Here is an 11,880-nt window from a genome sequence, read left to right as displayed (position 1 = left end):
TAGACCCGGCGCGAGACTGGAGCCATCCAAACGGAGGGCAACAAGATGAAAGGTCAACATGAGTTCCAAGGATCAGAAAAACACTCGATTCACGTGATATCCGATCTGCTGCACAAGGTCGGCCGCTGGTACGAATTGCATCGCGAGCGCGAATTGCTGGCGAGCTTGAGCGACGAAGCACTCAAGGACATCGGCATGAGCCGTGCGGATGTGGAGAACGAGTCGATCAAGCCGTTCTGGAATGACCCGATGCATAAATGATGAATGCCACGCTACACAAACCCCTTACCGGTGAGGTAGGTTGCGAGCAGACAAGGAGGCACCCATGCCCGCAACGTTGTCCTTTACCCTCAAACAGGCTCGGCGTCTGGCGCTGGCCGCCCAAGGGTTCAACGGGCGGTCGCCGCCAGCGGCGATCAAGGCTGTTGCGCTCAATCGCCTGATCGAACGGCTGGGCATTTTGCAGATCGATTCGGTCAATGCATTGGTGCGTTCGCACTACCTTCCGCTATTTTCCCGCCTCGGTAACTACTCCTCCGATTTGCTCGACCAGGCTGCCTGGAGTCAGGGCCGGCGCCGTACGTTGTTCGAGTATTGGGGCCATGAAGCCTCGTTGTTGCCACTTTCCATGTTCCCGTTGATGCGTTGGCGCATGCAGCGTGCGAGCCGTGGCGAAGACATTTATCAGCAATTGGCGCGCTTTGGCCGTGAGCAGCAAGACACCATTCGCCGGGTGCTGGCCTCGGTCGAGGAGCAGGGCGCGCTGGGGGCCGGCAGCCTGTCGACCCGTCAGGAACGGGCCGGCCCCTGGTGGGACTGGAGCGCGGAAAAGCATGCGCTGGAATGGTTGTTCGCTGCCGGTGAAGTGACCGTTGCCGGACGGCGCGGATTCGAAAGGCTCTACGATCTGCCGGAGCGAGTGATTCCCTCGGCGGTGCTTGCGCACCCCGTCCTGAGTGAAGACGAGGCCCAGCGCGGCCTGTTGCGGCATGCGGCAACGGCCTTGGGGGTCGGTACGGAGAAGGATTTGCGTGACTATTTCCGCTTGAATCCTGCGGACAGTCGTCCACGTTTGGCCGAGTTGGTCGAGGCCGGGGAATTGCTGACCTGCGAAGTGCAGGGCTGGCGACAACCGGCCTATTGTCTGCCCGAGCCAAAAGTGCCGCGTAAAGTCGTGGCCAGTGCCTTGCTTTCGCCGTTCGATTCGCTGATCTGGGAACGCAGCCGGACCGAGCGGCTGTTTGATTTTCGCTATCGGCTGGAGATCTACACGCCGCCGGACAAACGGGTGTACGGCTATTACGTCCTGCCGTTTTTGCACAACGAGCGTATTGCTGCACGGGTCGATCTGCGCGCCGAACGGGGGACGGGCCGTTTGGCGGTGCATGCGGTGCATGAAGAGGAGGCGGGGCTGGATGACGAGGGGATGTTGGCGTTGGCGGTCAATCTGCGGCAGATGGCGGATTGGCTGGGGCTGGCACAGGTTCAGCTGAATTGCCCGCGGGCGAGTGCGGCGAGGTTGCGGGTGGCACTGGCACAGATTGAGGGTGGCTGAGCTGGCCTCTTCGCGAGCAAGCTCGCTCCCACAGGGGAGCACGGTCCAATGTGGGAGCGAGCTTGCTCGCGATGGCGGTCTATCAGAGAAGCAAAATCTAGCGCCGAACCTGCTTCAAGGTTTCAGCAATCAAAAACGCCAGCTCCAGCGACTGATCGGCATTCATCCGCGGGTCGCAGTGGGTGTGGTAGCGATCCGACAAGCCATCTTCGGTGATCGGGCGCGCACCACCGATGCACTCGGTCACGTTCTGCCCGGTCATTTCAATGTGGATACCCCCGGCATAACTGCCTTCGGCTTCGTGTACCTGGAAGAACTGCTTCACCTCGCCAAGGATCTGCGCAAAGTCGCGGGTCTTGTAGCCGCTGCTGGCCTTGATCGTGTTGCCGTGCATCGGGTCGGAACTCCACAGCACCTGCTTGCCTTCACGCTGGACGGCGCGGATCAGCTGAGGCAAGTGATCGCCGACCTTGTTCGCGCCCATCCGCGCGATCAGGTTCAGGCGACCCGGATCGTTCTGCGGGTTGAGCACGTCGATCAAGCGAATCAGGTCGTCCGGGTTCATGCTCGGGCCGACCTTGACCCCGATCGGGTTGTTCACCCCGCGCAGGAATTCGACGTGGGCGCCGTCCAGCTGACGGGTGCGGTCGCCGATCCACAGCATGTGGGCCGAGCAGTCGTAGTAGTCGTTGGTCAGGCTGTCGCGACGCACGAAGGCTTCTTCGTAGTTCAGCAGCAGCGCTTCGTGGGCGGTGAAGAAACTGGTTTCGCGCAACTGCGGCGAGCTGTCCATGCCGCAGGCGCGCATGAATGCCAGGGTTTCATCGATACGGTCGGCCAGGTGGCTGTATTTTTCCGCCAGCGCCGAGTTGGCAATGAAGTCCAGGTTCCACTTGTGCACCTGGTGCAGATCGGCAAAGCCGCCCTGGGCAAATGCACGCAACAGGTTCAGGGTGGCGGTGGACTGGTGATAGGACTGCAGCAGGCGTTCCGGGTCCGGCACGCGGCTTTTTTCGTCGAAACCGATGCCGTTGACGATGTCGCCACGGTAGGCGGGCAAGGTCACGCCATCGATGGTTTCGTCATTGGCCGAACGGGGCTTGGCGAACTGCCCGGCCATGCGCCCGACCTTGACCACTGGGCAGCCGGCGGCAAAGGTCATCACGATCGCCATCTGCAACAACACCTTGAAGGTGTCGCGGATTTTCGCCGCGGAGAATTCGGCGAAGCTTTCGGCGCAGTCGCCACCCTGCAATAGAAACGCGCGGCCCTGGGTCACCTCGGCAAACTGACGGCGCAACTCCCGGGCTTCACCGGCAAACACCAGTGGCGGATAGCTGGCCAGGGTCTGCTCGACCTGCTGCAGATGCGCGGCGTCGGGGTATCGGGGTTGTTGCTGGATCGGCAGGGCGCGCCAGCTGTCAGGGCTCCAGGGTTGGCTCATCACGGTCTCTAGTGTTTTCGCTCGGACGTCCATGTTATCAGCAAATTAGTGCGTGACCTGTTCCTGTCGCTTCGCCGACAATCTCGCCTTTGCCGCTCTCTACACGCGGTGTTATTGCGTTGCCGGCCCCGGTGACGATCAGGAGATGAAATGACTGAGGAGCGCGTCGAGCATCTGCTCGCCGAGGTACAGGACGAGTTCGGCGTGATTCGTGTGCTGGAAGTGGCCGATTACCGTTTTCTCGAATTCGGTGATGCCATCGAGCAAAGCTGCGTGTTCACGGCCGATCCGAGCTGGCTCGAGTACGACTACACCCGGGCGATGCTGATTGGTGCGCTGTGCCACCAGCAACCGGAAAGTGCGCTGTTTCTCGGCCTCGGCGCCGGGACGCTGACCCAGGCCTGCCTCAAGTTCCTGCCGCTGGAAGATGTCGAAGCCATCGAACTACGCCCGGACGTACCGCGCCTGGCTATTGAATATCTGGGGCTGGATGACGATCCGCGCCTGTACATCCGCGTTGGCGATGCGCTGGAACTGCTGGACACCGCTGAGTCGGCCGACCTGATTTTCGTCGACCTTTATACCGATGTCGGTCCGGGCGTCGGTCATCTGGCCTGGAGCTTTCTGGAAAACTGCCAGAAGCGATTGAATCCGGGTGGCTGGCTGGTCATCAATCAGTGGGCGACCGACGATGGCAAACCTCTGGGCGCCGCCTTATTGCGCGGTTTGTATCACCGACATTACTGGGAGCTGCCGGTGAAGGAGGGCAACGTGATTCTGATCGTGCCGTCGGAGCTGGACCAGGAACTGGACATGGACGGCCTGATCGCCCGCGCCGAAGCGCTGGCGCCGCGGTTGGGGTACTCGCTGGATTCGTTGATCAAGTGCATTCGTCCGGCTACCTGAGTTGTCAGTGATGGCCCTATCGCGAGCAGGCTCGCTCCCACATTTGACCGCGATCCCCTGTGGGAGCGAGCTTGCTCGCGATAGCTTTCTTACTGGCAATACAAGGCTAAACCCCTTTGAACACGCCCGGCCGCCGCTCCACCATCGACCGCACACCTTCCTTGACGTCCTCGGTAGCCATCAACTTCTTGACTAGCTGCGGCAACGCCTGTGCCGCCGCGGTTTCCCCTTCATACCGGGCCTGTCGCGCAGACATCAGCGTCGCCTGCACCCCAAGCGGTGCCTGACGGGCGATCCGTTCGGCCAGTTCAATCGCCCGGGGCAGCAAGTCCTCACTGGCCATGACCTCCTGCACCAGACCCAGGTGCAAGGCATCACGGGCGTCGAATTCATCACCGGTCAACAACCAGCGCATGGCATTGCCCCAGCCGGCCACTTGATGCAGGCGCAGGGTCGCACCGCCGAACGGGAAGATTCCGCGTTGCACTTCCATCTGCGCGAACCGGGTGTTGCTGGCGCACAGGTTGATGTCGGCGGCCAGCATCAACTCGATGCCGATGGTCAGGCAATAGCCCTGGGCGGCGACGATTACCGGTTTGCTGACCCTGGGACCTGCGAACACCGCCCACGGATCACAGCCGCCGGGTGGAACCTGCCAGCCATCTGTCAGTGTGACGCTGGCATTGACCAGGTCGAGCCCGGCGGTGAAGTGTTCGCCATGAGCGAACACCACCGCCACCCGCGCCTCGCTGTCGGCTTCGAACTCGCCATAGGCCAGGCTCAACGCGTTGAGCAGGTCGAGATCGAAGGCATTGCGCTTGGCCACCCGATCCAGACCTATCAGGAACACATGACCATGCCGTTCGCGGCTGACTCGACTGGAGCTGGGCTGATTCATGGAGCGTTCCTCGGGGGTGGGAAAGGCGTGCCAGACCGGCGGTCTGCACGGTAAAGGGTGAACCGTTTTAGCGCCATCACCCGCAAGGCCGGGCCTTTGAAAAATAGACGGCTGACCGATTATTCGCAAAGCCTGTTACACAACGGTGTATCCGGTGGATTTCCGATAAAAAAAGCTCCCTTTTTGGGCGAATTCCGGTATAGTGCGCGCCGGCCTTTAACCGGGCCGCGTTTAGGTAGCGCAATTCCCCGAAGCCAGCTTCGGCTGCACGTCCGCCCAGCGGACTCTTCCTTGACGATTCTTTTCATTCATTCGTTTTCGCAAATCCCCGCCGACAAAGCTGCCAGGGCGACTCTTGAGTCTCAACACGGCATGTGCAGCTTTGGAGCATGGGTCTTTGCGGATGCACTTAGAGGCAGACCCATGACCCAGGAAATCGGCGGCTTCGCCGCTCTTGAACTTCATCCAAATATTGTCGCTGCAGTAGTCGCTACCGGCTATGAAGAGCCTTCGGCCATTCAGCAGCAGTCGATCCCGATCATTCTCGCCGGTCACGATATGATTGGTCAGGCGCAAACCGGTACCGGTAAAACCGCTGCCTTTGCCCTGCCAATTCTGCACCGCATTGATCCGTCCAAGCGCGAGCCGCAAGCTCTGATCCTGGCCCCAACTCGTGAGTTGGCGCTACAAGTTGCAACCGCTTTCGAAACCTACGCCAAGCAAATGCCGGGCGTGACTGTTGTGGCTGTCTACGGCGGCGCGCCGATGGGCCCACAACTGAAAGCAATCCGTAATGGCGCACAAATCGTTGTCGCCACTCCGGGCCGTCTGTGCGACCACCTGCGTCGCGACGAAAAAGTACTGGCGACCGTGAACCACCTGGTTCTCGACGAAGCCGACGAAATGCTCAAGCTGGGCTTCATGGACGACCTGGAAGTCATCTTCAAGGCCATGCCGGAAACCCGTCAGACCGTACTGTTCTCGGCCACCTTGCCTCAATCGATCCGTGCCATCGCCGAACGCCACCTGCGCGATCCGAAGCACGTCAAGATTCAGAGCAAGACCCAGACCGTTACCGCGATCGAGCAGGCTCACCTGCTGGTTCACGCTGACCAGAAGACTTCGGCCGTTCTCAGCTTGCTGGAAGTGGAAGATTTCGACGCCCTGATCATGTTCGTGCGCACCAAGCAAGCGACCCTGGACCTGGCCAGTGCCCTGGAAGCCAAAGGCTACAAAGCCGCTGCGCTGAACGGTGACATCGCCCAGAACCAGCGTGAGCGCGTGATCGACTCCCTCAAGGATGGCCGTCTGGACATCGTTGTGGCGACCGACGTTGCCGCTCGTGGCCTGGACGTTCCGCGCATCACTCACGTGTTCAACGTTGACATGCCGTACGATCCAGAGTCCTACGTTCACCGTATCGGCCGTACCGGCCGTGCCGGTCGCGAAGGTCGTGCACTGCTGCTGGTGACTCCGCGTGAGCGCCGCATGCTGCAAGTGATCGAGCGTGTAACCGGTCAAAAGGTTGCTGAAGTTCGCCTGCCGGACGCTCAAGCCGTTCTGGATGCGCGCATCAAGAAGCTCACCAACAGCCTGTCGCCGCTGGTGGCTGAAGCCGAATCGACCCACGGTGATCTGCTCGATCGCCTGACCGCCGACATCGGTTGCAGTCCGCGTGCCCTGGCCGCAGCCCTGCTGCGCAAGGCTACCAACGGTCAAGCGCTGAACCTGGCCGCTATCGAGAAAGAGCGTCCACTGGTGCCGAACAATGCACCACGTGGCGATCGTCCAGAGCGTTCCGGTGATCGTCCTGAGCGTGGTGACCGCGAGCGTCGCGCTCCGATGCCACTGGGCGAAGGTCGTGCACGTTGCCGTACCGCGCTGGGCGCGCGTGACGGTATCGCCGCCAAGAACCTGCTGGGCGCCATCCTCAACGAAGGTGGCCTGGCGCGTGAAGCGATCGGTCGCATCCAGGTGCGTGACAGCTTCAGCCTCGTCGAGCTGCCGGAAGATGGTCTGGAGAAGTTGCTGACCAAGCTGAAGGACACTCGCGTTGCCGGTAAGCAGTTGAAGCTGCGTCGCTACCGCGAAGATTGATCCGCTCTCGGGCTGATTGATCGAACATGAAAAATCCCCGACTGGTTCGGGGATTTTTTTTGCCTGCAGTTCAAGCCCGGCTGAAGAGTGGCGGTGCCCCCTTCGCGAGCAAGCCCGCTCCCACAGACGACCGCGTTACTTCAGAAAGAATGCGATCAAATGTGGGAGCGGGCTTGCTCGCGAAGCGGTCTGTCTGTCAGCCGAAGCGGTAAATATCCATGCCCAGCGCTCCCATGGTGAACCCTTGGTGAGCAACGCTGAACTGCCCGCCAGCGGCGCGGGCAAAGTACAACGGCAACAAGTGCTCATCACTCGGATGATTGCGTACAGCGTTTGGCGCCTGCGCGCGATAGTCGTGCAGCGCGGCTTCGTCGTTCGCTGCGAGTTTGTCGATCATCCAGTCGCGAAACGCCAGGGCCCAGGGCTCAACGCTCTCGGGGCCGGCATGCCAGTCCAGTTCCCGCAGGTTGTGAGTGATGCTGCCGGAGCCGATCAGCAGGACGCCATGCTCGCGCAGGCTGGCCAGCGCGTGGCCAACACGGGTCTGCAGGGCAGGACCGCCACGGGTGGGCAATGAAACCTGGACAATCGGGATGTCAGCCTGCGGATACATCAGCGATAAAGGCACCCAGACGCCATGGTCGAAAGGCCGATTGCTGTCGATACGTGCAGCAAAGCCAGCGGTTTTCAATAATTCGGCAACCTCGGCGGCGAGTCGTGGGTCACCGGGAGCCGGGTACTGGACTTCGAACAGGGCTTTGGGGAAGCCGCCGAAGTCATGCCAGGTTTCCGGTTGTGGATTGCCGCTGACCAGCAGCTCATTGCTTTCCCAGTGCGCGGAAACAATCACGATGGCCTTGGGCTTCGGTATCTCGGTGGCCAGGCGGGCAAGTGCCGGCCCGCTGGCGCCGGGTTCCAGGGCGAGCATGGGGGAGCCGTGGGATATGTACAGGCTGGGGAACATGAATGAGCTCCTGAGAGTTAAGATGCAACATCTTCAGTCAGATCATTAATCTAAATCTAATATAAGTTTTAGAGTGTTTTGATCGAATTTTCGGGGTTATTTATGCAGCCGGAGTTTTGGCACAAGAAATGGGCGGCGAACCAGATCGGCTTTCATCTGCCGCAGGTGAACCCTCATCTGAAGCGGTTCTGGCCAGCGTTAAGCCTTGAAGAAGGCGCACGCGTGTTGGTGCCGTTATGTGGAAAAAGCCTGGATTTGCTATGGCTCGCCCATCAAGGCCATGAGGTCTTGGGGGTCGAACTGTCGGAAAAAGCCATCGAGGAGTTTTTCAGCGAACATGGCTTTGATCCGGCCATCAGTGAGCAGGGGCCGTTCAAGGTTTATCGGGCAGGTTCCATTGAGCTGTGGTGCGGCGATTTCTTCGAGCTGACGGCAGGCGATGTGGCCGACTGCTCCGCGCTTTATGATCGCGCGGCGTTGATCGCGCTGCCGGCGGAAATGCGAGAGCGCTACGCCGCCCATTTGAAGCGGATATTGCCGAAGGAGTCCCACGGCCTGGTGATTACCCTGGACTATGACCAGGCGCAAATGCCCGGCCCGCCGTTTGCTGTGCTCGATGATGAGGTGCGGCGGTTGTTCGGGGACTCATGGGCGCTGAAGATCCTGGAAGATCAGGATGTGTTGAGCGAGAGCGGGAAATTCCTGGAGGCGGGTGTCACGCGGCTTGAGGAGCGGGTTTATCGGGTTTCCAGTCGGTAATAGTGGCTGGCTGTACTGGCCTCATCGCGAGCAAGCTCGCTCCCACAGGGAATTTGTGTGCGACTCAGAACCTGTGTGGGAGCGAGCCTGCTCGCGATGAGGCCAGAATGAGCACCGCGGCAATCTGCAGACAAAAAAAGGCCCGCATCGCTGCGGGCCTTTTGCTTTGCTGTGGGGTGTATCAGCCCCGACGACGAGCCAGAGCGTCGATGCGCTCTTCCAGCGGCGGGTGGCTCATGAACATGCGAGCGAAGCCTTGCTTGATGCCACCGTTGATGCCGAAGGCGTTCAGGGTGTCGGGCATATGCACCGGCAGTCCTTGTTCCGCCCGCAGGCGTTGCAGGGCGCCAATCATCGCGGCGGTGCCAGCCAGGTTTGCACCGGCTTCGTCGGCACGGAATTCACGCTTGCGCGAGAACCACATGACGATGGCGCTGGCCAGGATGCCCAGAACCAGTTCGGCGAAGATGGTCGCCACGTAGTAGGCAATACCCTGGCCTTCTTCGTTCTTGAAGATCACCTTGTCGACGAAATTGCCGATGATCCGTGCGAAGAACATCACGAAGGTGTTCACCACGCCCTGGATCAACGCCAGGGTGACCATGTCACCATTGGCCACGTGACCGATTTCGTGGGCCAGGACGGCTTTCACTTCATCCGGCGAGAAGCGCTCGAGCAATCCCTGGCTGACCGCGACCAATGCGTCGTTCTTGTTCCAGCCGGTGGCGAAGGCGTTCGCCTCGTAGGCCGGGAAGATACCGACTTCGGGCATCTTGATCCCGGCTTCGCGAGACAGTTGCTCGACGGTTTGCAGCAGCCATTGCTCGTGACGGGTGCGTGGCTGGGTGATGATCTGGGTGCTGGTGCTCATCTTCGCCATCCACTTGGAGATGAACAGCGAGAACAGCGAACCTGCGAAACCAAAGACCGCACAGAAGATCAGCAGCTGATTGAGGTTGAGGTCAACCCCATTGGCCGCCATGAACCCGTTGAAGCCGAAAAGGCTCAGGGTGATGCTGGCAATCAGCACGACCGCCAGGTTAGTGGCCAAGAACAGCAGGATGCGCATCATGGTTGTAGAAATCTCCTCATGCTAAAGATGTGGCGTACTGCGGGGTATATAAGGTGCTGCACCGGGGTATTCAACCGGGTGACTATTTCAAACTGTGTCCTACGGCAACAGTCTAGCTGCTTGCAGGGTATTTCCGACAAGTATGCGGGAAGTGTTTGTCAGTCGATTCATGTCGAAGGCCCCGCCTTTGTTAGGCGCGAGCAGGCAAGGCGCGATCCGGCAGCGGTCAAGGCGACTGTCAGTGGCGCAATGCAAACAAATGTTGCCGGATGAATCACCGTGCGACGTTCGGGAACGTCGCACGGTGACAGATCACTTACTGGCGGTAGGACTTGAGGAAGCCGCCGATGCGTCCGATGGCCATCTCCAGGTCATCGACACGGGGCAGGGTCACGACGCGGAAGTGGTCTGGCCATGGCCAGTTGAAAGCGGTGCCTTGAACCACCAGCAGCTTCTCGGAGAGCAGCAGGTCGAGGACGAACTTTTCGTCGTTATGGATCGGGCAGACCTTGGGGTCGATCCGCGGGAATGCATACAGCGCCCCCATCGGCTTGACGCAGCTCACGCCCGGAATGTCGTTGAGCAACTCCCAGGTGCGGTTGCGTTGCTCCAGCAGGCGGCCCTGGGGCAGCACCAGGTCATTGATGCTCTGATAGCCACCCAGGGCGGTCTGGATCGCATGCTGGCTCGGCACGTTGGCACACAGGCGCATGTTGGCCAGCATGTCGATGCCTTCGATGTAGCTCTGGGCGTGGTGTTTCGGGCCGGAGATGGCGATCCAGCCGGAACGGAAACCGGCCACGCGATAGGACTTGGACAGGCCGTTGAAGGTCAGGCAGAGCAGGTCCGGCGCCAGGGAGGCGGTGCAGATGTGCACGGCGTCATCGTAGAGGATCTTGTCGTAGATCTCGTCGGAGAACACCACCAGATTGTGCTGGCGAGCCAGTTCCAGCATGCCCAGCAGGACTTCTTTGGAGTACACCGCGCCGGTCGGGTTGTTCGGGTTGATGATCACCAGGGCTTTCGTGTTCGGGGTGATCTTGGCCTTGATGTCGGCCAGGTCTGGCCACCAGTTGGCTTGCTCGTCGCACAGGTAATGCACCGGGTTACCGCCCGATAGGCTCACCGCTGCGGTCCACAACGGATAGTCCGGCGCTGGCACCAGCACTTCGTCGCCGTTGTTGAGCAGGGCCTGCATCGACATCACGATCAGTTCGGAAACGCCGTTGCCCAGGTAGATGTCTTCAATGCCGACGCCTTCCACCTGCTTTTGCTGGTAGTACTGCATGACGGCCTTGCGCGCACTGAACAGGCCCTTGGAATCGCTGTAGCCCTGGGCGGTCGGCAGGTTGCGGATTACGTCCTGGAGGATTTCATCCGGTGCTTCGAAACCAAAGGGCGCCGGGTTGCCGATGTTCAGCTTGAGGATGCGATGGCCTTCCTCTTCCAGGCGCTTGGCGTGCTTGAGCACCGGGCCGCGAATGTCGTAGCAGACGTTGGCGAGCTTGTTCGATTTGCTGACCTGCATGGCGATGTGTTCCCGAAAATGAACGATCCAGACGGCGTTTGGGCAACCGTGCTGGGAATCCTGCGTATTCACACAGGCCTGACGCCTTGAGATGCAGCACCCATATTTCCGTTTGAATGCGCGTGGTCTGGCTGCCAGACTGGCGTTTGACGAGGCGCAATCATACGTGCCGCCCGATCCGTGGAAAAGGTACAGATCGGGCTTTTTCAGCCGCTGAGGTGTGATGATGGAAAAGTTGGAAAAAACCCTGGAAGAATGGAAGGCGATGCTCGACCCGGAGCAGTACAACGTGTGCCGCCTCAAAGGCACCGAACGACCGTTTTCCGGCAAGTACAACGCCACCAAGACCGACGGTATCTACCACTGCATCTGCTGTAACGAGCCGCTGTTCGACTCCAAAACCAAGTTCGACTCGGGTTGCGGCTGGCCGAGCTTCTACGCGCCGATCGGCGACAGCGCCATGACCGAAATCCGTGATGTCAGCCACGGCATGATCCGCACCGAAGTGGTCTGCGCCAAATGCGACGCGCACCTGGGGCACGTTTTTCCTGACGGCCCGCCGCCAACGGGCCTGCGTTACTGCATCAATTCGGTGTGCCTGGACCTGGTGCCGCGCGTGTAATGGGAGCCCTGTAGGAGCGAGCTTGCTCGCAATGG

General features: G+C 60.3%; 11 protein-coding genes. 6 read left to right on the top strand and 5 right to left on the bottom strand.

The genetic code is table 11. From position 1 onward, the window contains the following. The first annotated feature begins 45 nt into the window (after nt 1-45). Both AC1Q6Y_RS14995 and AC1Q6Y_RS14990 read left to right on the top strand, forming a co-directional pair. Nucleotides 46-261, top strand: coding sequence for a DUF1127 domain-containing protein (locus tag AC1Q6Y_RS14995; protein ID WP_008049076.1), 216 nt, complete (start codon nt 46-48; stop codon nt 259-261). Nucleotides 262-325: 64 nt separating this feature from the next. Further along, the gene (locus AC1Q6Y_RS14990; protein WP_492624746.1) at nt 326-1,555 is read left to right on the top strand and encodes a winged helix-turn-helix domain-containing protein; all 1,230 of its coding nucleotides are present in this window, start codon (nt 326-328) and stop codon (nt 1,553-1,555) included. Between the two features lie 97 nt (nt 1,556-1,652). Here AC1Q6Y_RS14990 and AC1Q6Y_RS14985 read toward each other — a convergent pair whose 3' ends face one another. Continuing rightward, nucleotides 1,653-2,999, bottom strand: coding sequence for a class II 3-deoxy-7-phosphoheptulonate synthase (locus tag AC1Q6Y_RS14985; RefSeq protein WP_150759484.1), 1,347 nt, complete (start codon nt 2,997-2,999; stop codon nt 1,653-1,655). A gap of 150 nt (nt 3,000-3,149) precedes the next feature. Here AC1Q6Y_RS14985 and AC1Q6Y_RS14980 point away from each other — a divergent pair, with 150 nt between their 5' ends. After that, the gene (locus AC1Q6Y_RS14980; protein WP_057713821.1) at nt 3,150-3,905 is read left to right on the top strand and encodes a spermidine synthase; all 756 of its coding nucleotides are present in this window, start codon (nt 3,150-3,152) and stop codon (nt 3,903-3,905) included. A gap of 106 nt (nt 3,906-4,011) precedes the next feature. On the opposite strand, the gene AC1Q6Y_RS14975 is transcribed toward AC1Q6Y_RS14980, so the two are convergent. Beyond that, complete coding sequence (locus tag AC1Q6Y_RS14975; RefSeq protein WP_090457063.1) at nt 4,012-4,803, bottom strand: crotonase/enoyl-CoA hydratase family protein; 792 nt, start codon at nt 4,801-4,803, stop codon at nt 4,012-4,014. Nucleotides 4,804-5,226: 423 nt separating this feature from the next. Between AC1Q6Y_RS14975 and AC1Q6Y_RS14970 the strand changes: the two genes are divergently transcribed. Beyond that, complete coding sequence (locus tag AC1Q6Y_RS14970; protein ID WP_007973525.1) at nt 5,227-6,900, top strand: DEAD/DEAH box helicase; 1,674 nt, start codon at nt 5,227-5,229, stop codon at nt 6,898-6,900. A 196-nt stretch (nt 6,901-7,096) separates the two neighbouring features. Here the strand turns inward: AC1Q6Y_RS14970 and AC1Q6Y_RS14965 are convergent, their stop codons facing one another. Then, nucleotides 7,097-7,864, bottom strand: a complete 768-nt coding sequence (locus AC1Q6Y_RS14965; RefSeq protein ID WP_223502456.1) for a DODA-type extradiol aromatic ring-opening family dioxygenase — start codon at nt 7,862-7,864, stop codon at nt 7,097-7,099. 102 nt (nt 7,865-7,966) lie between these two features. Between AC1Q6Y_RS14965 and AC1Q6Y_RS14960 the strand changes: the two genes are divergently transcribed. Then, complete coding sequence (locus AC1Q6Y_RS14960) at nt 7,967-8,623, top strand: thiopurine S-methyltransferase (protein WP_492624794.1); 657 nt, start codon at nt 7,967-7,969, stop codon at nt 8,621-8,623. A gap of 181 nt (nt 8,624-8,804) precedes the next feature. On the opposite strand, the gene htpX is transcribed toward AC1Q6Y_RS14960, so the two are convergent. Both htpX and AC1Q6Y_RS14950 read right to left on the bottom strand, forming a co-directional pair. Continuing rightward, a complete protein-coding gene (htpX, locus tag AC1Q6Y_RS14955) occupies nt 8,805-9,695 on the bottom strand; it encodes a protease HtpX (protein WP_007973520.1) in 891 nt (296 codons plus the stop codon). Nucleotides 9,696-10,011: 316 nt separating this feature from the next. Then, the gene (locus tag AC1Q6Y_RS14950; RefSeq protein ID WP_007973513.1) at nt 10,012-11,223 is read right to left on the bottom strand and encodes a pyridoxal phosphate-dependent aminotransferase; all 1,212 of its coding nucleotides are present in this window, start codon (nt 11,221-11,223) and stop codon (nt 10,012-10,014) included. Between the two features lie 226 nt (nt 11,224-11,449). Between AC1Q6Y_RS14950 and msrB the strand changes: the two genes are divergently transcribed. After that, a complete protein-coding gene (gene msrB, locus AC1Q6Y_RS14945; RefSeq protein ID WP_057716578.1) occupies nt 11,450-11,845 on the top strand; it encodes a peptide-methionine (R)-S-oxide reductase MsrB in 396 nt (131 codons plus the stop codon). Nucleotides 11,846-11,880: the final 35 nt, after the last annotated feature.

Source organism: Pseudomonas sp. GW823-FHT06E10, from assembly GCF_058794995.1.
The sequence above is the reverse complement of the archived record's forward strand: the minus strand, read 5'-3'. Positions and strand labels throughout refer to the sequence as shown.